At 69.3% G+C, this 19,126-nt stretch carries 19 protein-coding genes; 13 read left to right on the plus strand and 6 right to left on the minus strand.

Annotation, left to right across the window (positions count from 1 at the left end; translation table 11 throughout):
• Positions 1–2: 2 nt before the first annotated feature.
• From thiI to hpaD, 9 genes are all read left to right on the plus strand, one after another.
• Complete coding sequence (gene thiI, locus LMJ29_RS14320; RefSeq protein WP_229606190.1) at positions 3–1,460, plus strand: tRNA uracil 4-sulfurtransferase ThiI; 1,458 nt, start codon at positions 3–5, stop codon at positions 1,458–1,460.
• 134 nt (positions 1,461–1,594) lie between these two features.
• Positions 1,595–3,415 carry a translational GTPase TypA gene (typA, locus tag LMJ29_RS14325; RefSeq protein ID WP_229606191.1) on the plus strand — a complete coding sequence of 607 codons (1,821 nt, stop codon included), beginning with the start codon at positions 1,595–1,597 and terminating at the stop codon, positions 3,413–3,415.
• Positions 3,416–3,630: 215 nt separating this feature from the next.
• Positions 3,631–3,888, plus strand: a complete 258-nt coding sequence (locus LMJ29_RS14330; protein WP_229606192.1) for a DUF2790 domain-containing protein — start codon at positions 3,631–3,633, stop codon at positions 3,886–3,888.
• 236 nt (positions 3,889–4,124) lie between these two features.
• A complete protein-coding gene (locus tag LMJ29_RS14335; protein WP_229606193.1) occupies positions 4,125–5,069 on the plus strand; it encodes a LysR family transcriptional regulator in 945 nt (314 codons plus the stop codon).
• A 240-nt stretch (positions 5,070–5,309) separates the two neighbouring features.
• Complete coding sequence (locus LMJ29_RS14340) at positions 5,310–6,662, plus strand: (Fe-S)-binding protein (protein ID WP_229606194.1); 1,353 nt, start codon at positions 5,310–5,312, stop codon at positions 6,660–6,662.
• A 105-nt stretch (positions 6,663–6,767) separates the two neighbouring features.
• Positions 6,768–7,415: a DUF1326 domain-containing protein gene (locus LMJ29_RS14345; protein WP_229606195.1), complete on the plus strand. Its 648-nt coding sequence runs from the start codon at positions 6,768–6,770 to the stop codon at positions 7,413–7,415.
• Positions 7,412–8,236 (plus strand): DUF2182 domain-containing protein, encoded by an 825-nt coding sequence (locus tag LMJ29_RS14350; protein WP_229606196.1) that lies wholly within the window; start codon positions 7,412–7,414, stop codon positions 8,234–8,236. Before LMJ29_RS14345 ends, LMJ29_RS14350 begins: the two co-directional genes overlap by 4 nt.
• Before the next feature lie 68 nt (positions 8,237–8,304).
• On the plus strand, positions 8,305–9,348 hold the full coding sequence (locus LMJ29_RS14355) for an AraC family transcriptional regulator (protein WP_229606197.1): 1,044 nt from the start codon (positions 8,305–8,307) through the stop codon (positions 9,346–9,348).
• A gap of 314 nt (positions 9,349–9,662) precedes the next feature.
• Entirely contained in the window at positions 9,663–10,514 is an 852-nt protein-coding gene (gene hpaD, locus LMJ29_RS14360) for a 3,4-dihydroxyphenylacetate 2,3-dioxygenase (RefSeq protein WP_229606198.1), read from the plus strand.
• Positions 10,515–10,787: 273 nt separating this feature from the next.
• Here the strand turns inward: hpaD and LMJ29_RS14365 are convergent, their stop codons facing one another.
• Positions 10,788–11,198 (minus strand): YkgJ family cysteine cluster protein, encoded by a 411-nt coding sequence (locus tag LMJ29_RS14365; protein WP_229606199.1) that lies wholly within the window; start codon positions 11,196–11,198, stop codon positions 10,788–10,790.
• A gap of 193 nt (positions 11,199–11,391) precedes the next feature.
• Here LMJ29_RS14365 and LMJ29_RS14370 point away from each other — a divergent pair, with 193 nt between their 5' ends.
• From LMJ29_RS14370 to LMJ29_RS14380, 3 genes are all read left to right on the plus strand, one after another.
• Complete coding sequence (locus LMJ29_RS14370; protein ID WP_229606200.1) at positions 11,392–12,399, plus strand: class 1 fructose-bisphosphatase; 1,008 nt, start codon at positions 11,392–11,394, stop codon at positions 12,397–12,399.
• Positions 12,400–12,401: 2 nt separating this feature from the next.
• A complete protein-coding gene (locus LMJ29_RS14375; protein ID WP_229606201.1) occupies positions 12,402–13,004 on the plus strand; it encodes a DUF924 family protein in 603 nt (200 codons plus the stop codon).
• A gap of 71 nt (positions 13,005–13,075) precedes the next feature.
• Complete coding sequence (locus LMJ29_RS14380; RefSeq protein ID WP_229606202.1) at positions 13,076–13,336, plus strand: outer membrane protein assembly factor BamE; 261 nt, start codon at positions 13,076–13,078, stop codon at positions 13,334–13,336.
• 107 nt (positions 13,337–13,443) lie between these two features.
• Here the strand turns inward: LMJ29_RS14380 and LMJ29_RS14385 are convergent, their stop codons facing one another.
• From LMJ29_RS14385 to creB, 5 genes are all read right to left on the minus strand, one after another.
• Positions 13,444–13,746 carry a hypothetical protein gene (locus LMJ29_RS14385; RefSeq protein ID WP_229606203.1) on the minus strand — a complete coding sequence of 101 codons (303 nt, stop codon included), beginning with the start codon at positions 13,744–13,746 and terminating at the stop codon, positions 13,444–13,446.
• A gap of 45 nt (positions 13,747–13,791) precedes the next feature.
• A complete protein-coding gene (gene creD / locus LMJ29_RS14390; protein WP_229606204.1) occupies positions 13,792–15,162 on the minus strand; it encodes a cell envelope integrity protein CreD in 1,371 nt (456 codons plus the stop codon).
• Positions 15,163–15,297: 135 nt separating this feature from the next.
• On the minus strand, positions 15,298–15,729 hold the full coding sequence (locus tag LMJ29_RS14395) for a CBS domain-containing protein (protein WP_229606205.1): 432 nt from the start codon (positions 15,727–15,729) through the stop codon (positions 15,298–15,300).
• 207 nt (positions 15,730–15,936) lie between these two features.
• Positions 15,937–17,361 (minus strand): two-component system sensor histidine kinase CreC, encoded by a 1,425-nt coding sequence (gene creC, locus LMJ29_RS14400; RefSeq protein ID WP_229606206.1) that lies wholly within the window; start codon positions 17,359–17,361, stop codon positions 15,937–15,939.
• A complete protein-coding gene (gene creB, locus LMJ29_RS14405) occupies positions 17,361–18,059 on the minus strand; it encodes a two-component system response regulator CreB (RefSeq protein WP_229606207.1) in 699 nt (232 codons plus the stop codon). Before creB ends, creC begins: the two co-directional genes overlap by 1 nt.
• A 180-nt stretch (positions 18,060–18,239) precedes the next feature.
• Between creB and LMJ29_RS14410 the strand changes: the two genes are divergently transcribed.
• Positions 18,240–19,091: a prohibitin family protein gene (locus tag LMJ29_RS14410; RefSeq protein ID WP_229606208.1), complete on the plus strand. Its 852-nt coding sequence runs from the start codon at positions 18,240–18,242 to the stop codon at positions 19,089–19,091.
• The last annotated feature ends 35 nt before the right edge of the window (positions 19,092–19,126 follow it).

Raw genomic sequence — 19,126 nt, forward strand, 5'->3', positions numbered from 1 at the left:
TCATGAAACTCATCGTCAAACCCTTCGCCGAGATCACCATCAAGAGCCGGCCGGTGCGCAAGCAGTTCATCCGCCAGCTGGGCAAGAACATCCGCACAGTGCTCAGGGATCTCGACGCCGACCTGCAGGTCGAGGGCGAGTGGGACAATCTCGAGGTGCAGACCCAGGTCAGCGATGCGCAGCAGCTGCGCGAGATGCTTGCCCGCCTGCGCTGCACGCCGGGCATCGCCCACTTCTTCGAGGTGCACGAGTACCCGCTGGGCGATTTCGACGACGTCACCGAAAAATGTAAGCACCATTTTGGTGCGAAGCTGGCCGGCAAGGTGTTCGCGGTGCGCTGCAAGCGCTCCGGCAACACCCACGACTTCTCCTCGGTGGAACTGGCCGCCCACGTCGGCAGCCGCCTGCGCCGCGAATGCGGGGCTGCCGGCATCGATCTGAAGCATCCCGAGGTCGAGGTGCGCTTCGAGGCGCGCTACGACCGCCTGTACATCATCCATGCCCAGCACGAGGGCCTCGGCGGCTACCCGCTCGGCTCCATCGAGCAAACCCTGGTGCTGATGTCCGGCGGCTTCGACTCCACCGTGGCCGCCTACCAGATGATGCGCCGCGGCCTGCTCACCCACTTCTGCTTTTTCAACCTCGGCGGCCGCGCCCACGAGCTGGGGGTGATGGAAGTCGCCCACTACCTGTGGGAGAAGTTCGGCCGTTCGCACCGCGTGCTGTTCGTCAGCGTGCCGTTCGAGGAAGTGGTCGGCGAGATCCTCGCCAAGGTCGACAACAGCCAGATGGGCGTGGTGCTCAAGCGCATGATGCTGCGCGCCGCGTCGAAAATCGCCGAAGACCTGCATATCGACGCGCTGGTCACCGGCGAGGCGATCTCCCAAGTGTCCAGCCAGACGCTGCCCAACCTGTCGGTGATCGACTCGGTCACCGATACCCTGGTGCTGCGCCCGCTGATCGCCGCGCACAAGCAGGACATCATCGACACCGCCACGCGCATCGGCACCGCCGAGTTCGCCAAGAACATGCCCGAGTACTGCGGGGTCATCTCGGTCAACCCGACCACCCGCGCCAAGCGCTACCGCATCGAGCACGAGGAGGCGCAGTTCGACATGGCGATCCTCGAGCGCGCCCTGGAGCGCGCGCGCCGGGTCACCGTCGACCGCCTGATCGACGAGCTGGGCGAGGACGTCCAGGTCGAGGAGGTGCGCGAGGCGCTGCCCGGGCAGATCGTCCTCGACATCCGCCATCCCGACGCCGCCGAGGACGAGCCGCTGACGCTGCCCGGCGTCGAGGTGCAGGCGCTGCCGTTCTACGCGATCAACAACCGTTTCAAGGAACTGGATGCCAACCGCCAGTACCTGCTGTATTGCGACAGGGGCGTGATGAGCCGCCTGCATGCCCACCACCTGCTCAGCGAGGGGCATGCCAATGTGCGCGTTTATCGTCCGGCTTAGGCAGCCGGGCCTGCTCGGGGGCAGCATCCGCCACCGCCCCCCCGACTGCCGTCGTTAATCAGACTGTCGCCGGCAGGCGGTGAAAATCCGCCCGGCATCCGAATTTCCGCGTTATCTACCGAGAAGACACTCCAGTGATCGAAAATCTGCGCAACATCGCCATCATCGCCCACGTCGACCATGGCAAGACCACCCTCGTCGACAAGCTGCTCAAGCTGTCCGGCACCCTTGACCGCAAGGAAGCCGAAAGCGAGCGCGTGATGGACTCCAACGACCAGGAAAAGGAACGCGGCATCACCATCCTGGCCAAGAACACCGCCATCAAGTGGAACGGCTACAACATCAACATCGTCGACACCCCCGGCCACGCCGACTTCGGCGGTGAAGTGGAGCGCGTGATGTCGATGGTCGACTCCGTGCTGCTGGTGGTCGACGCCCAGGACGGCCCGATGCCGCAGACCCGCTTCGTGACCCAGAAGGCGTTCAAGGCCGGCCTGCGTCCGATCGTCGTGGTCAACAAGATCGACCGTCCGGGCGCGCGTCCTGACTGGGTCATCGACCAGATCTTCGACCTGTTCGACAACCTCGGCGCCACCGACGAGCAGCTGGACTTCCCGATCGTCTACGCCAGCGCCCTGAACGGCATCGCCGGTCTCGACCACGAGGCCATGGACGACAACATGGACGCCCTGTTCCAGGCCATCATCGACCACGTGCCGGCCCCGGTGGTGGACGTCGAAGGCTCGTTCCAGATGCAGATCTCCCAGCTGGACTACAACAGCTTCCTCGGCGTCATCGGCATCGGCCGCATCGCCCGTGGCAAGGTGCGCTCCAACACCCCGGTGACCGCCGTCGGCGCCGACGGCAAGAAGCGCAACGGCCGCATCCTGAAGATCATGGGCCACCACGGCCTGCAGCGCGTGGAAGTCGAAGAAGCCACCGCCGGCGACATCGTCTGCGTGTCCGGCATGGACGAGCTGTTCATCTCCGACACCCTGTGCGACCAGCAGAACGTCGAGGCGCTGCCGCCGCTGACCGTCGACCAGCCGACCGTGAGCATGACCTTCCAGGTCAACGACTCGCCGTTCGCCGGCAAGGAAGGCAAGTTCGTCACCAGCCGCAACATCAAGGACCGCCTGGAGAAGGAACTGCTGCACAACGTGGCGCTGCGCGTCGAGCAGGGCGATTCCCCGGAGAAGTTCAAGGTTTCCGGCCGTGGCGAGCTGCACCTCTCCGTGCTGATCGAAACCATGCGCCGCGAAGGCTTCGAGCTGGCCGTGGGCCGTCCGGAAGTGGTGATCATCGAGAACGAGGCCGGCGAGAAGCAGGAGCCGTACGAGAACGTCACCATCGACATCGAGGAGCAGCACCAGGGTTCGGTCATGGAGCAGATGGGCCTGCGCAAGGGCGATCTGACCAACATGATCCCCGACGGCAAGGGCCGTATTCGCCTCGAATACACCATCCCGGCGCGCGGCCTGATCGGCTTCCGTAACAACTTCCTGACCCTGACCTCGGGCACCGGCATCCTGACCTCGACCTTCAGCCACTACGGCGCGATCAAGGCCGGCGAAGTCACCAACCGCCTGAACGGCGTGCTGGTCTCCATGGCCACCGGCACCGCGCTGACCTACTCGCTGGAAACCCTGCAGGACCGCGGCAAGCTGTTCCTGTCCCCGGGCGACGAGGTCTACGAAGGCCAGCTGGCCGGCATCCACAGCCGCGACAACGACCTGGTGATCAACCCGACCAAGGCCAAGAAGCTCGACAACATGCGCGCTTCCGGCAAGGACGAGACCATCCAGCTGACCCCGGCGCTGAAGTTCACCCTCGAGCAGGCGCTGGAATTCATCGCCGACGACGAGCTGGTGGAAGTCACTCCGAAGTCGATCCGTCTGCGCAAGAAGATCCTCAACGAGAACGACCGCAAGCGTTACGAGCGCAGCAAGGTCTGAGCCTTCTGTTGAGCTGAACGAGCCCCCGCCGGTCCTGCCGGCGGGGGCTTTTTTTCAGGCAATGCTAAAGGACCGAGTGCATATTGTTGCCTCTGACGTAACAGTCGCTTGCCGAAACCGCGATTTTTCCGCCATTAGCGCTGCGGGACAATGTGACCACGCCCCGGAAGCCCCGTTCCGCGGGCGTCTCCCCTGGTTCACATGAGGTTCCCGCGATGCGCAAATCCGCCTTTTTCATCGTCGCCCTGCTGGCTTCGGCCGGCGTCATGGCCGAGCAGTCCGCCCACGCCGACAGCGGCGTGCAGCCGGTGCGCTACAGCTACGGCATGGAGCTCGACGTGGCCCAGCTGGTGAGCATCCAGGAAGCCCCGCACGGCCGCTGCGAGCCGGTCGATACCCGCATGACCTACCGCGACTCGCAGGGCGAGCTGCACGTGGTCGACTACGTCAAGCAGGACCCCTTCTGCGAGTGACCGGCCAGCCGCCAGGCCATGCCGTCCTTGGGCGGCAGCCTGGTGCCGGTGATGGGGCCGTGACGGCCCGGCCGGTTCCGTTTTACCTGTCTTCTGCCAAGCCCGTATCCCGCCGTTCGCCTTTGCCTTCACCGCTGCCGAGCCTTGCCGGGTTCAGGCGCGCCCCGCCGGTGCGCTATCTTTGCCGGCAACTGGCCGCGCCGTCGTTGGCGCGCGCTCACCTCCGGGAGTAGGGGATGGACGTTCTGCAGGCGATGCGCGTGTTCGCGCGGGTGATCGACAGTGGCAGCTTCACCGCCGCCGCCCAGGCCCTCGGCCTGTCCACCGCCCAGGTGTCGCGCCAGGTGTCCGACCTGGAGAGCAGCCTCAGCGCGCGCCTTTTGCAACGCACCACCCGGCGCCTGCGCCTGACCGAGGTCGGCGAGCGCTATCTGGAGCGTTGCCGGCAGATTCTCGGCGAGGTCGACGAAGCGGCCGCCGAGGCCAGCGGCGCCCTGGTCACCCCGCGCGGCCGCCTGCGCCTGCATTCCTTCACCGCCATGGGTACCCACGTGCTGGTGCCGCTGACGGCCAGCTACGCCGGCCTGTATCCCGAAGTCAGCCTGGATCTGTCGCTGGCCCAGCGCAATCCGGATCTGCTGGAGGAGGGCTACGACGTGGTGATCGTCCACTCCGTCGAGCTGCCCGACTCGGAAATGGTCGCCCAGCGCCTGGGCCAGATGCACAGCGTGTTCTGCGCCGCGCCCGCCTACCTGCAGCAGTACGGCATCCCGCGCGAGCCGGAGGAGCTGCGTCGGCACCGCTGCCTGCGCCTGCTCGATCCGGTCAGCACCGCCTATTCCGGCGACTGGGTATTCGAGCGCGACGGCGTACGCCAGGTCGTCGATCCCGGCCAGGGCTTCCAGGTCAACGTTTCCGAGGCCATGGTGCAGGCCGCGGTGGCCGGCATGGGCGTCTGCCTGCTGCCCAACTTCGTCGCCGCCAAGGCGCTGCGCGAGGGCAGCCTGGTGCGCGTGCTGCCGACCTGGCGGCTGCACCAGCGCAACATCTACGCGCTGTACTCCTCCCGCCGCTTCCTCGACGCCAAGATCCGCACCTGGATCGAGTTCATGCAGGGCGAGCTGCCGCGCATCCTCGAGCGCGACAGTGCGGATCTCGACAATCCCGCCTACTGGGCCTGAGGGTTGTCGCAAAGCGCGCAGGGCCGAGGGCCGCTGCGCGGTCGCGGGCCTGCCCGTGCAACGGCGGCAGGCCGCGTGCGCAGCGGGCTGCGCGCTTCCTGCACGGTGAGCCGGCCGGGCGCGGAGCGCTTATTGCAGAGGAGCGGGAACGCCCACCCCCTTCCTTGCCCGGCCAGAGCGCACCATGAGCCCCAGTCCCGCCTCGTTCCTGCCCCTCCGCCTGCGGGAGGGCGCCCGCCGATGAAAACCTTCCTCGACTGGTCCGCCTACCGGGACGCCGGCATGGGCGACGCCTACGCCGACATTCCCAGGCAGGGCGGCGACTTCGCCAAGGCGGTGGCGGTGTGCATCGACAGTCGCCAGTGCGAGGCGGCCGGCAAGCAGGTGATGTGTCCGAGCTTTCGGGTGAGCGACAACCCCAACCTGTCCACCGGCGGCCGTGTGCGCCTGCTCAAGGCCGCGCTGAACAGCGAGCTGGCCGAGCAGGCGCTGGCCGATCCCGCCCTGGCCGAAGCGATGGACCTGTGCGTGGCCTGCAAGGGCTGCAAGCGCGAGTGCGAAGCCAACGTCGACATGCCGCTGATCAAGGCGGAATACCTCGCCCAGCGCGCCGCGCGCGAGGGGGTGAGCTGGCGCAGCCAGCTGTTCGCCCACAGTCCGCGCTGGCTGCACGCCGCGCCCTGGCTGCGCGCGCTGGTGCGCCGGCGCAACGCCAGCCCACTGCTCGCGCGGCTGTCGGCCTGGCTGCTGGGCCTGGCCGCCGGGCGGCCGCTGCCGGAGCCGGCGTTGCGACCGTTCGCAGCGCCCGTGCCGGCCACGACGGAAGGAGGCGAGGGGCTGCCGGAGGTGGTGCTGCTGGTCGATACCTTCTCCCGCCATTTCGAGCCGGCCGTCGCCGAGGCGGCGCTGGCCGTGCTGCGGGCCGGCGGTTATCGGGTGCGGGTCGCCGAGCCCGCCGCCGGCGATGGCGAGCCGGGGCGTCCGCTGTGCTGCGGGCGCACCTACCTGGCCCAGGGCATGGTCGCCGAGGCGCGCAGCGAGGCGCAGCGGCTGGTGCAGGCGCTGCTGCCGCAGGTGCAGGCCGGGTGCATGGTGGTCGGCCTGGAGGCTTCCTGCGTGCTCGGCCTGCGCGACGACGCCCAGGCGCTGGGCCTGGGTGAGGCGGTGGCGCAGGTGGCCAGGCACACCCTGCTGTTCGAGGAATTCCTCGCTCGCGAGGCCGGCGCGGGGCGTCTGAAACTGCCGCTGGCGGCGCTGGCCGGCAGGCAAACCCTGGTCCACGGCCACTGCCACCAGAAGGCGGTGGGCGCGATGAAGTCGATGCGCCGGGTGCTCAAGCTGATCCCCGACCACGACTTCAGCCTGATCGAGTCGGGCTGCTGCGGCATGGCCGGCACCTTCGGCATCGAGCGCGAGCACGCCCAACTGGCCGGCGCGATGGCCGAGCAGGCCCTGCTGCCGGCGCTGCGCGCCAATCCGGCGGCGCGGGTGGTGGCCAACGGCTTCTCCTGTCGCCAGCAGATGCGCGCCCACGGCGACGAGCGCCCGCGCCATCTCGCCGAACTGCTGCACGAGGCGCTGGCCAAGGGCTGAGGAGCCGGGACCAACGGTCGGTCGAGCAGGCGGAGCGGCAATTAAACTGACCATGGGGTCATCCATGCGCCGGCACGGGGGCGGCGATCCGCGAGGAGGTCTGCCATGAGCGCCATCGATTGGTACGTGGAAGGGGTGGAATTCGGCAGCTGCAGCTGCATCCATGCCTGTCCCTGTCAGTTCGAGGGCCTGCCCAGTCGCGGCGATTGCCGCGGTTTCGAGGTGGTGCGCATCGATCAGGGCCATTTCGGCGCGGTCGATCTGGGCGGACTCAAGGCCGCGTTGCTGTACGCCTGGCCGGGAGCGATCTTCGAGGGTGGCGGCGAGATGCAGGTTATCGTCGATGTGGCCGCCGATACCGCCCAGCGCGAGGCGCTGGTGAAGATCCTGCACGGCGAGGAAACTAGCGAGGGCGCCACCCACTGGTGGGTGTTCCACGCCATGTGCGACCGCGTGCACGAGCCGCTGTTCCTGCCCATCGACTGTACGGTGGACATCGACGCGCGGCGCGCCCAGGTCAGCATTCCCGGCGTGCTCGAGTCGGTCGGCCGGCCGATCGTCAGTCCGGCCACCGGCGACGAGCACCGCGTGCGCATCGACATTCCCAACGGCATCGAATTCGAGCTGGCCGAGATCGGCAGCGCCACCACCACGGCGACCGGCGCCATCCGTCTCGACCTCGCCGATACCTACGGCCAGTTCAACCTGCTGCGCCACTCGCGCGACGGCGTGGTGCACGGCCGCCAGCCATGAGCCTGGAGGCGCTGCTGCGCCGCGACCGCCGGGTGTCGCTGGCGGCGCTGGGCGTGGTGCTGGCGCTGGCCTGGGGCTGGCTGCTCGCCGGCGCCGGGATGGACATGCCGGCAGACGCGGCGGCGATGCCGGGTATGGCCGCAATGGAGGCGATGGAGGGAATGGGCGACATGCCCGGCATGGCGGCGCCGGCGTGGAGCTGGCGCTACGCGCTGCTGATGTTCGCCATGTGGTGGGGCATGATGCTGGCGATGATGCTGCCCAGCGCCGCGCCGGTGATCCTGCTGGTCGCCGCGCTCAACCGCCGGGTACGCCCGCAGCGCCCGCCCTATGGCGCGGCGGCCGGCTTCGCCGCCGGCTACCTGCTGGCCTGGGGCGCGTTCAGCGTGCTGGCCACCGCCGCGCAGTGGTGGCTGGGTACGCAGGGGCTGCTCGACGGACTGCTGCGCAGCGAACTGGCCGCGCTGTCCGGGGGCCTGCTGCTGGCGGCCGGCGCCTGGCAGCTGGCGCCGGCGAAGCGCGCCTGTCTGCGCCACTGCCGCTCGCCGCTCGATCTGCTGACCCGCCAGCGCCAGCGCCGGCGCGGCAGCGTGTGGCTGGGGATGGCCCACGGCGGTTATTGCCTGGGCTGCTGCTGGCTGTTGATGGCGCTGCTGTTCGTCGGCGGACTGATGAACCTGTACTGGATCGTCGGCCTCAGCCTCTACGCGATGGCCGAGAAGCTGCTGCCGGCCAGCCCCTGGCTGGAGCGGCTGGGCGGTGTCGTGCTGCTGTCGTGGGGCGGCGCGGTACTGGCGGGCTGGGCCTGGCCGGCGGCATGATCCAGCGCAGGGCGTCCCGGCGCGGACGCCGGCAAGATGGCGACTTTTCCCCAGGCTGAGGCTTCCCCATGGCGCAGACATCCTCGGTGGTGGCCGGCTGGCTGGCGGCGGTGACCCGTACCCTGGAGGCCCTGGGGCTGGACGCCGACCGGCTGCTGGCCGAGGCCGGCGCCGATCCGGCGGCCAAGTACGCCCAGGAGGCGCGCTTCTCCTCGGCGGTGACGCGGCGCTTCTGGCCGCTGGCAGTCGCCCGTACCGGGCACGCCGACATCGGCCTGCACGCCGCGCGCTTCGTCTGCCCTACCACCTTCCACGCCCTGGGCTTCTCGCTGTGGGCCAGCAGCAGCCTGTTCGAGGCGCTGGAGCGCATGGTGCGCTTCGCGCCGCTGCTCAACGACGGCGCCGACCTGAGCCTCGCGGCCGAGGGCGACGCCTTCCGCTTCCGCATGCAGGTGCAGGAGATCGACGGCCAGGCGCAGATCGCCCCGGAGGGGGTGGACTACTTCCTCGGCGCGGTGAGCAAGCTGCTGCGCGACATGCGCGGGCCGAGCTTCGCGCCGCGCGCGGTCAATCTGATGCGCGCAGCACCGGCCGATCCTGCGCCCTGGCTGGAGCACTTCGCCGCGCCGGTGCAGTTCAATGCTGCTGACAACAGCCTGCTGCTCGACGGCGCCGAGCTGCACCGCCCGTTGCCCACCGGCAATCCCGAGCTGGCGCGGCAGAACGACCGTCTGGTGGCCGAGTACCTGGCCCGCCACCAGTTGCTCAATCCGGCGCTGCAGGTACGCGCGCGCCTGCTCGAGCTGCTGCCCGGCGGCACACCGAGCCTGGAGACGGTGGCCGCCGCGCTGGGCAGCAACCCGCGTACCCTGCAGTACCGCCTGGCGCGGCAGGACACCTCGTTCAGCGAGATCCTCGACGAAGTGCGCGCGACCCTGGCGCGCCGCTACGTGCAGCAGTCGCAGCAGCCGTTCAGCGCGCTGGCCTACGCGCTGGGCTTCTCCGAGCCCAGCCACTTCAACCGCGCCTTCAAGCGCTGGACCGGCGAGACGCCGAGCCGCTACCGGGCGCGGTTGTGCCCTACGGCGGGCGAGGGTGGCGGTTCGTTGTAGGGGCGAATTCATTCGCCGTTACGGGGCTTTCTGGCGAATGAATTCGCCCCTGCAGGTCGGTAGCGGAAGCGCCGCAGGGTTGAAGACTCGCGCAGCGATCTTCTAACGCTCTTCGCCGTTCGTGCCTGTCTGGTGGGTAATCGCTGCGCGAGTTACCCACCCTACTAATAGCCTTCAGGTGCATCCTGTTGCGCGCAAAGGCTAGTCTTTTGCCCCTGGCGGCAATGTTCTCCCCATGATGCGTACGGATACTGGGCTCACCAACCGCCGGCGAGGCCGGCACAGCCCCGAGCGCACAACAAGAGGAAACCGCCATGGGTGAGATCGTTCTGGCCGCCAAGGTCACCCACGTCCCGTCGATGTTCATCTCCGAGCAGCCCGGCCCGCACCACGGTTGCCGCGCCGCGGCGATCGCCGGCCACCGCCGGCTCGGCGAGCTGGTCCGCGAGCTGGCGGTCGACACCATCGTGGTCGCCGACACCCACTGGCTGGTCAACGCCGGCTACCATATCAACGCCAACACCGACTGCTCGGGCCTGTACACCAGCACCGAATTCCCGCACTTCATCCGCGATCTGCCCTACGACTACGTCGGCGACGCCGAGCTGGGCAACGCCATCGCCGCCGCCGCCAGCGGCAACGACGTGTTCACCCGCTGCCATACCGACGTGCCCTCCCTGGGCCTGCAGTACGGCACCCTGGTGCCGCTGCGCTACATGGGCATCGACAAGCGCGTGAAGATCGTCTCGATCGCCGCCTGGCTGTACGACGCCCACCTGGAGGACTCGAAGACCATGGGCGAGTCGATCCGCCAGGCGGTGGAGGCTTCCGACCGCCGCGTGGCCTTCCTTGCCAGCGGTTCGCTGTCGCACCGCATCGCGCCCAACCGCGAGGTCAGCGACCACCTGCAGAAGATCAGCCGGCCGTTCAACAAGCAGGTCGACCTCAAGGTGATGGACATGTGGCAGCGCGGCGACCACGCCGACTTCCTCGACATGCTGCCGCAGTACGCCCGCGACTGCGACGGCGAGGGCGGCATGCACGACACCGCGATGCTCTACGGCCTGCTCGGCTGGAAGAATTACCAGGGGAAGGCCGAGGTGCTCACCCCGTACTTCGAGAGCTCGGGCACCGGGCAGTGCAACGTGCTGTTCCCGCTGGCTTAAGGCGGAAGGGGAGCGCCGAACGTCGGGCGAGTCAGGGCGCAGACGGTAACCCGCCGCGGAAGGGCGATGGGATGCCTGGCGGCATCCTTGGTGGGTTACGCCGCTGGGGCGGCTAACCCACCCTACGTGGGCTGTCGGTCGGCGCGAGGCTGCGACGGGATGCCTGGCGGCATCCTTGGCGGGTTACGCCGCTGGGCGGCTAACCCGCCCTACGCGGGCTGGCCTGAGGCCGGCCGCACAAACGAAGGGCGCCGAATGGCGCCCTTGGTCGTTTCAGCGTTTCTGCAGCTTGGGCCGCCAGGCGCAGTAGCCCGGCTTGGGGCCGATGCGCGGGTGGTTGCGGCAGGTGTCCGGGCGCTTGGCGTACACCGTGCACAGGCGGGTCTTCTGGTCCAGGTACAGGCAGTCGCCGCTGGAGTGCTGCTCCAGGGTGAAGATTCCCGACTTCTGGTTGAAGCGACCGACGATGCCGTCCTTCATCAGCCGCTTGGCGATCTGCTTGGCCGGCTCCCCGGCCTCGAACTGGTCGATCACGCCGAGGCGGATCAGATCCGGGAGGCGCACTTCCACCGGCAGGCTGCAACAGGTGGCGTTGCAGTCCAGGCACATCGGATTGCCGGTGAACCTGAGCCAGGTTTCCAGGCGGTCGGGGTCGGCGCCGTAGCCATGTATAAGCTTGGTCATTCGATCTAGGCTGGCATGAGGGAGCGGGGGCGCGATGATAAGGCCCCACCGGGCGGCGTGCAGCCGTTTTTGTCGGATTTCCTCCCGGCAGGTCGCCGGCGTGTCGCCGGAATGACGCATGGCAGGAGGCGGCGGCGGTCGAGACGGGTTAAAATGCCGCCATTTTTCACCTGCCCCAGTCCTGGAGCCCTTCATGTCCCGCGTTACTCTCAGTCGCTACCTGATCGAAGAGACCCGCAGCAACCACACCCCGGCCGACCTGCGCTTCCTCATCGAAGTGGTGGCGCGCGCCTGCAAGGAAATCAGCCACGCGGTGTCCAAGGGCGCGCTGGGCGGCGTGCTGGGCAGCGCCGGCAGCGAGAACGTGCAGGGCGAGGTGCAGAAGAAGCTCGACGTGCTGTCCAACGAGATCCTTCTCGAAGCCAACGAGTGGGGCGGCCACCTGGCCGGAATGGCCTCCGAGGAAATGGACAACGCCTACCAGATCCCCGGCCAGTACCCGAAGGGTGCCTACCTGCTGGTGTTCGACCCGCTGGACGGTTCCTCCAACATCGACGTCAACGTCTCGGTCGGCACCATCTTCTCCGTGCTGCGCTGCCCGGAAGGCTGCGACAGCGGCTGCGACCTGGGCGAGGAAGCCTTCCTGCAGCCGGGCACCAAGCAGGTCGCCGCCGGCTACGCCATCTACGGCCCGCAGACCATGCTGATGCTAACCCTCGGCAACGGCGTCAAGGGCTTCACCCTCGACCGCGAGCTGGGCAGCTTCGTGCTGACCCACGACGACATCCGCGTGCCGGAGAGCACCGCCGAGTTCGCCATCAACATGTCCAACCAGCGCCACTGGGAAGAGCCGGTCAAGCGCTACGTCGGCGAGCTGCTGGCCGGCAAGGAAGGCCCGCTGGGCAAGAACTACAACATGCGCTGGATCGCCTCGATGGTCGCCGACGTGCACCGCATCCTGACCCGCGGCGGCATCTTCATGTACCCGTGGGACGCCCGCGAGCCGGAGAAGGCCGGCAAGCTGCGCCTGATGTACGAGGCCAACCCGATGTCCTTCATCATCGAGCAGGCCGGCGGCGCCGCCAGCAACGGCAAGCAGCGCATCCTCGACGTGCAGCCCACCTCGCTGCACCAGCGCGTGCCGGTGTTCCTCGGCTCGAAGGAAGAGGTCGAGCGCATCGCCGGCTACCACCAGGCCTGATCGTGGCCGCCCCCTGGCAGCCTCTGCTCGACTGGTGGTTCGGCCCGTCGAACGAGGCTGCCGAGGTGGCGGCGCAGAAACATGGCCTGTGGTTCGCCAAGCGGGCCCAGCAAGACGCCGAAGCGCGCGAGCGCTTCGGCGTTTTCGTTTGCGCGGCGCTGGACGGCGGCCTGGACGACTGGTGCCGTGAGGACGAGGGCTGGCTGGCGCTGCTCCTGCTGCTCGACCAGCTGCCGCGGATGATCCACCGCGACACGCCGCGCGCGTTCGCCGGCGACACCCGCGCCTGCGAACTGGCGCTGGACGGCCTGGCCCTGGGGCGCGAGGCGCGGTTGCCGGCGATCCGCCAGGTGTTCGTCTACATGGTCCTCGAACACGCCGAGGAACTCGCCGTGCAGGACGAGGTGGTGCGCCGCTTCGGCGTTCTGCACGCGCAGGCGGCGCCCGCCGAGCAGGCGCTGTTCGCCCGCTTTCTGGCCTACGCCGAGCGCCACCGCGCGGTGATCGCCCGCTTCGGCCGCTTCCCGCATCGCAACGCCGTGCTCGGCCGCGCCTCGACGGCCGCCGAGCTGGCCTTTCTCGCGGAACCCGGCGCGCGCTTCTGACGTCCAATCGACAGTGCGCCGGCCACCTGTCGTGGCAAGCTGCGCTGTCAATCGTCCCCAGGAGTTCGTTCATGTCGTTCCGCGCCGCCGCCCTGATCGGGGTCTGCCTGCTGCTCGCTGCCTGCAACAAGGTCAATCAGGAAAACTTCTCCAAGATCCGCGCCGGCATGCCCAAGGCCGAGGTCGAGCGCCTGCTCGGCCAGCCCACCGAGTGCGCCGGTGCCCTGGGCTTCGCCAGCTGCACCTGGGGCGAGGAAGCCAAGGGCCCCTTCGTCAGCATCCAGTTCGGCGACGACAAGGTGCTGATCTACTCCGGCAAGGGGCTCAAGTAAGGTCTCCCCGCCGCGCCGCCGCCCGTCCGGGCGCGGCGCCCACCCGGCCAGGCGCCGCGCCAGCCGCGCGCCCCAGACCGCTTCCTCGCGCAAACCGCGCCAGGCGCTCATCGCCGATACCACAGGCGGAACAGCCCCGCCGCCAGCAACAGGCCGATCTGCGCCAGGGCCGCGCACAGCTCCAGAAAGCTGCGCACCGAGGGATTGCGGGCGGCGTGGACCGCTCCGGTCAGACCGTTCCAGAAGGCTTCCGGCACCAGCGTCAGACTCAGCCAGGCCAGCGGCTTGCCGCTGAGCAGCAGAGCCTTGATCAGCTCGAACTGGCCGAGCATCAACAGGACGACCAGCAGCAACCCGGCGAGCACCAGGCCGAAGGCGAAGCAGGCGGAAAACCGCAGCAGCGTGCGCATGGGGGATTCTCCCGAACGGGCGCGGCGGCACCGCGCCCGTATCGATCACAGGATGGCGGTGGGGGTGGCGACGGGGTTGGCGGCGGCCGGCTTGCCGAGGCCGTACCAGTCCAGCTTGCGGGTCAGCAGCATGAAGCAGGCGAGCAGGCCGAAGACCAGCAGCGAGCCCATCAGCAGCGCGTAGTCCTCGGCGCTGAGCAGGGCGTAGAGCATCGCGTAGAGCACGCCGAGCCCGCCGGCAAAGCCCGCGCCGCGCCAGGCGCTGTGCAGCACGTGGCCGACGTAGAAACCGATCAGCAGCACGCAGGCGGTCGCGGCCAGCAAGTAGGCGAAGGCGAAGGCCAGGTGCTCGGCGAGCGACAGCAGCAGCAGGTAGAACAGCGCCAGGGCCAGGCCGACCAGGCCGTACTGCACCGGGTGCACGGCCAGGCGCTTGAGCACCTCGAACAGGAAGAAGCCGGCGAAGGTGAGGACGATGAACAGCAGGGCGTATTTGATGGCGCGCTCGCTCTTCAGGTACTGGTCGACCGGGTCGACGAAGCCGACGCCGAAGTGGCGCTCGTTGAAGCTCGCGCACTCGCGGCTGCTGGCGCAGCGCTGCAGCGCTTCCTCGAGGTTGGTGGCGAAGAAGCTGGTCTGCCAGCGGGCGCGGAAGCCGTCGGCGCTCACCTCGCGCTCGACCGGCAGGTAGTCGCCGATGAAGCTCGGGTGCGGCCAGTCGGCGCGCAGCTCGACGCGGCTTTCGCGGCCGACCGGCGTGACGGCGAACTGGCCGGTGCCCTGCAGCTCCAGATCGAAGGCGAACTCCAGGCGCTGCGCGCGGCTGGCGTCCAGCGCGGCCAGCGGCGCGTGCACGCCGGCGCCGAGCAGCGGCTCGGCCGAGCCCGGTTGGAAGGCGATGCGCTGCTCGCCCAGGCGCAGCTCGAGGGCGTTGCGGATGCCGCGGATGTCGCTGATGCCGACGGCCAGGAAGGGCGCCTCGAAGCGGTAGTCGGCGAAGTCCTCGGCGATGCCGAGCTGCTCGGGCAGGGCGAAGTGGCCGCTGATGCGATTGCTGCTCTGGTACAGGCGCGCCTGGTAGATGCCGCGCGCGCGCAGCTCGGTGCCGATGGCGCCGTCCAGGGCGAAGCGTTCGGGCAGGAAGTACAGGCGACCGCGCTGCTCGCGCTCCTCCAGGTAGCGCTCGCCGCTGGTGGGGTGGGTGGTCCAGCTGCGCACGGTCTTGCGGTAGGGCACCACCAGCAGCGGGCCGGTGAGCTGCTGGCTGTGGCTGGACGAGCGCGCGATGTCTTCCACCACGCGGTCGCGCAGCGCCTGGCGCTCCTCCACCAGGCCGCCGATCATCAACAGCGGAATCGTCAGCAGCAGGATCAGCAGCGCGATGGCGCCGAGTTTGAAGCCAAGGGATCGGATCATGACCAGTCTCCAGTCGGTTCGGACGAAGCCAGTCTGGCGGGCCAGGATGGGGACGCCGTGTCCGAAACGTGGAGACTGTGTGGAGAGTGCGTGGTGGCGGTCGGGCGCGCCGGGTGCAGGCGGCGCGTCGCGACGCTAGCCGCGGATGTACTGCTCCAGCTGGTGGATCATCGCGTCCTGCTCGGCGAGCACTTCCTTGACCAGGTTGCCCACCGAGAGCATGCCGACCAGCTTGCCGTCGTCGATCACCGGCAGGTGGCGCAGGTGGCCGCGGCCCATCAGGCGCAGGCAGTCGCGGGTGGTTTGCGTGGAGGTCACGCTGATCACCGGCGCGGCCATGATCATGCTCACCGGCGTGCCCACCGAGGAGCGGCCCTTGAGCACCATCTTGCGCGCGTAGTCGCGCTCGCTGACGATGCCGACCACCTGGTCGCCCTCGGTGACGATCAGGGCGCCGATGTTCTTTTCCGCCATCAATTGCAGGGCCTGCAGCACCGTGGCCGTGGGCGCGATGGTGTAGATGTCCTGGTTGGGCTTGGCGCTGAGCATTTGCGCGACTGTTCTCATGCTTCCTCCGATCTCTGATTCCGGCCGGCCGTGACGGGCGACTGCGGCTTGTGTAGCGATGACGATCTGCAAGCAAGTTTCCTGCCGGCGCGCACCATCTGCCGCCCGCCGCAGAGCGGGCCGCTTGGCGGCGCGCCTTGGCGGATATTTAACCCATCCCGCGTCGCGTTGCACCAGGTCATGCGTTGCCGGGTATGTGGGGGTCGCTCAGGCCGCCGGTAGGGAGAGGCGCGCCTCCACGCCGCCGACCACGTTGGCCAGGGCCAGCGCACCCTGGTGAAGATCGGCCACTTCCTGCACGAAGTTTAGGCCCAGCCCGGTGCTCTTGCGCCCGCTGGCCGGGCGCGGCAGCGAGTAGAAGCGCTCGGTCAGGCGCGGCAGGGCGTAGTCGGGAATCGCTGGCCCCTCGTTGAACACCCGCAGCTCGACCCGGCCGTCGTGCGCCCCCGCGGACAGCCGCAGGCGGCCGCCGGGCGGGGCGAAGTCGAGGGCGTTGTCGAGCAGGTTGGCCAGCGCCTGGCGCAGCAGGAAGCGTTCGCCGCGCACGCACAGGCCGGGCGGCAGGGCGTTGTCCACCGTCAGGCCGGCGGCGGCGATACGCGCCGCCTGGCTCTGCAGCAGCTCCTCGACCAGCGCGTGCAGGTCCACCGCCACGCGCTCCTCGAGGCCCTGGCGCTGCTCGACCTGGGCCAGGCGCAGCAGGCGCTCGGCGAGCTGTTCCAGGCGCGCGCCCTCGTTGGCGATGTTGGCGACGAAGCGGCGACGCTGCTCGGCGGGCATCTCGCCCTCGAGCAGTTCGGCGGCGCCGCGGATCGCCGCCAGCGGGCTCTTCAGCTCGTGGGTCAGGGTATGCACGTAGCGCTCGACGTAGGCCTTGCCCTCCAGCTCGGTGCGCATCTTCGCCACCGCCTCGGCCAGCTGCGCCAGTTCGCCGCCGCGCAGCTGCGGCAGCTCGGCGCGCTGCCCGGCGCTGACCGCACCGGCGTAGCGGGTCAGCCGGCGCAGCGAGGCGCTCAGCCACCAGGACAGCAGCGCGCCGACCAGCAGGCCGAGCGCCAGCAGGCCGCCGCCGAGCCAGGCCAGGCGCCGCTCGGAGCGTTCGATGTAGGGCTGCAGCGAACGGTTGGGCTTGGCCACCGAGACCACGCCGATGATCCGCTCGCCGTCGCGGATCGGCGCCGCCACGTACATCACCGAGCTGTCCGGGTCCTGCGGGTCCTCCGCGGTGGAGCGCGCGCCGTACTGGCCGCGCAGGGTCAGGTAGACGTCGTTCCAGCGCGAGTAGTCCTCGCCGACCGCCTGGCCGCTGGAGTCGAGCAGCACGACGCCGCGCGCGTCGGTGACGTAGATGCGGTGGTTGACCGCGCTCTTGGTCACCCCCCAGATCTGCGCCTGCGGCCGGCGCTGGCCGTAGGCGCGCAGCACCTCGGGCAGGCGGCCCTGGCCGAGGGTGCCGGCGCGCAGCTCGTCGCGCAGCAGCTCGGCGAGCAGGTTGGCGGTGTCGACCAGGGTTTCCTCGGTGCTCTGCCGCACGCCGGGGCGGATCTCGTCGCGCACCGTGCCGAGCACGAACCAGCCGGCCAGGCCGACGAACAGGAAGTAGACCAAGAAGATGCGGATCCCCAGCGGCATCAGCTCAATCTCAGGCTGTAGCCCAGGCCGCGGTGGGTCTGGATCGGCTCGGCGTCGGCGGCGACCTGGCGCAGCTTGGCGCGCAGGCTCTTGATGTGGCTGTCGACGTTGCGCTCGTAGCCGGCCTCGCGGGCCACGCCGCAGGCGTCGAGCAGCTGCTCGCGGGAGAACACCCGCTCCGGCTGGCCGAGCAGCGCCTCGAGCAGGCGGAACTCGTGGCGGGTGAGGGCCAGCGGCTGGCCGTGGTAGTGGATCTGCACGCGCGCGGCGTCGAGGCGGAACGGCCCGCGCTGCTCCTGCGCGGTGACCGGTGCGGCGGCCGGTGCGGCCGGGCGCGGCGCCACGCGCTTGAGGATGGCGCGCACCCGCGCCGCCACCTCGCGCGGGCTGAACGGCTTGACCACGTAGTCGTCGGCGCCGATCTCCAGGCCCACCACGCGGTCGATCTCGGCGTCGCGTGCGGTGAGGAAGATCACCGGCACCTCGGAGAAGCGGCGCAGGCGCCGGCAGGCTTCGAAGCCGCTGATGTCCGGCAGGCCGACGTCGAGGATCAAGAGGTCGGCCGGGCTGGCGGCCTGCAACGCCAGCGCCGCCTCGCCGAGGGTCAGCCAGGTGGTGGCGAAGCCCTCGGCCTGCAGGGCGTAGACCAGGGTGTCGGCGATGGCGGCTTCGTCTTCGACGATGAGGATGTGCGACATGGCGTCCGTGCGGGCAAAAAAAGGGGATGCCCCACGGTGCAGCAGGCGGGCGCGGGCGTCAATCCACGTGCCGTGCGCCGTGTCCCGGACGGGCCGGCGCTCCGGGATTGCCCGGCGGCCCCAGGTTACTTCTAGAATGACGGGCGATCACAACACTCTCGAACACGGATGGAGAATCACATGCTCACCCCCTCGCGTCTGGGCCTCGTCGTCGGCGGCCTCTTCCTGGCCAGCATCGTCCTCGGCAGCTTCTACACGGTCGACGAGAAGGAGCGCGGCGTCGTGCTGCGCAACGGCGCCCTGGTCGGCATCGCCGAGCCGGGCCTGGCCTTCAAGCTGCCGATCTTCGAGAAGGTCAAGTTCATCAGCGTGCAGAACAACACCGTGCGCTACGACAACCTGCAGGCCTACAGCAAGGACCAGCAGGCCGCCGGGCTCAACGTGTCGGTCTCCTGGCACGTCGAACCCGGCCAGGTCGCCGACCTGTACCGCGGCTACGGCGATCTCGACACCATGGTCGCGCGGCTGATCAGCCGCCAGGTGCCGACCCAGGTGGAGAACGTGTTCGGCCGCTACACGGCGATCAACGCGGTGCAGAACCGCGGCCAGTTCGTCGCCGACATCTCCGCGGCGATCAAGGCGGAGGTCAAGGGGCCGGTGGTGATCGACAGCGTGCAGATCGAGAACATCGACTTCTCCGACGCCTACGAGAAGTCCATCGAGGAACGCATGCGCGCCGAGGTGCAGGTCAAGACTCGCGAGCAGATGCTCGCCACCGAGAAGGTCCAGGCCGATATCCGCGTCACCCAGGCCAAGGCCGAGGCCGAGGCCAAGCTCGCCCAGGCGCGCGCCGACGCCGAGGCCACCCGCCTGCGCGGCGAGGCCGAGGCGACGGCGATCCGCGCCCGCGCCGAGGCGCTGTCCAGCAACCAGAACCTGGTCGAGCTGACCAAGGCCGAACGCTGGAACGGCGTGCTGCCGACCACCGTGCTGCCGGACAACGGCGTGCCGTTCATCGACGCGCGGCGCTGAACGCGCGGGGCGGGTCGCGCACGACCCGCCCCGGC

This window comes from Pseudomonas oryzagri, from assembly GCF_020831405.1.
In the GTDB taxonomy this organism is placed as follows: Bacteria; Pseudomonadota; Gammaproteobacteria; order Pseudomonadales; family Pseudomonadaceae; genus Geopseudomonas; species Geopseudomonas oryzagri.

What these genes read in the sequence shown, in the direction of transcription:
- thiI (WP_229606190.1), top strand. Translation starts at nt 3, where the DNA reads ATGAAACTCATCGTCAAACCCTTCGCCGAGATCACCATCAAGAGCCGG.
- LMJ29_RS14330 (WP_229606192.1), top strand. Translation starts at nt 3,631, where the DNA reads ATGCGCAAATCCGCCTTTTTCATCGTCGCCCTGCTGGCTTCGGCCGGC.
- LMJ29_RS14335 (WP_229606193.1), top strand. Translation starts at nt 4,125, where the DNA reads ATGGACGTTCTGCAGGCGATGCGCGTGTTCGCGCGGGTGATCGACAGT.
- LMJ29_RS14340 (WP_229606194.1), top strand. Translation starts at nt 5,310, where the DNA reads ATGAAAACCTTCCTCGACTGGTCCGCCTACCGGGACGCCGGCATGGGC.
- LMJ29_RS14345 (WP_229606195.1), top strand. Translation starts at nt 6,768, where the DNA reads ATGAGCGCCATCGATTGGTACGTGGAAGGGGTGGAATTCGGCAGCTGC.
- LMJ29_RS14350 (WP_229606196.1), top strand. Translation starts at nt 7,412, where the DNA reads ATGAGCCTGGAGGCGCTGCTGCGCCGCGACCGCCGGGTGTCGCTGGCG.
- LMJ29_RS14355 (WP_229606197.1), top strand. Translation starts at nt 8,305, where the DNA reads ATGGCGCAGACATCCTCGGTGGTGGCCGGCTGGCTGGCGGCGGTGACC.
- hpaD (WP_229606198.1), top strand. Translation starts at nt 9,663, where the DNA reads ATGGGTGAGATCGTTCTGGCCGCCAAGGTCACCCACGTCCCGTCGATG.
- LMJ29_RS14365 (WP_229606199.1), bottom strand. Translation starts at nt 11,198, where the DNA reads ATGACCAAGCTTATACATGGCTACGGCGCCGACCCCGACCGCCTGGAA.
- LMJ29_RS14370 (WP_229606200.1), top strand. Translation starts at nt 11,392, where the DNA reads ATGTCCCGCGTTACTCTCAGTCGCTACCTGATCGAAGAGACCCGCAGC.
- LMJ29_RS14380 (WP_229606202.1), top strand. Translation starts at nt 13,076, where the DNA reads ATGTCGTTCCGCGCCGCCGCCCTGATCGGGGTCTGCCTGCTGCTCGCT.
- LMJ29_RS14385 (WP_229606203.1), bottom strand. Translation starts at nt 13,746, where the DNA reads ATGCGCACGCTGCTGCGGTTTTCCGCCTGCTTCGCCTTCGGCCTGGTG.
- creD (WP_229606204.1), bottom strand. Translation starts at nt 15,162, where the DNA reads ATGATCCGATCCCTTGGCTTCAAACTCGGCGCCATCGCGCTGCTGATC.
- LMJ29_RS14395 (WP_229606205.1), bottom strand. Translation starts at nt 15,729, where the DNA reads ATGAGAACAGTCGCGCAAATGCTCAGCGCCAAGCCCAACCAGGACATC.
- creC (WP_229606206.1), bottom strand. Translation starts at nt 17,361, where the DNA reads ATGCCGCTGGGGATCCGCATCTTCTTGGTCTACTTCCTGTTCGTCGGC.
- creB (WP_229606207.1), bottom strand. Translation starts at nt 18,059, where the DNA reads ATGTCGCACATCCTCATCGTCGAAGACGAAGCCGCCATCGCCGACACC.
- LMJ29_RS14410 (WP_229606208.1), top strand. Translation starts at nt 18,240, where the DNA reads ATGCTCACCCCCTCGCGTCTGGGCCTCGTCGTCGGCGGCCTCTTCCTG.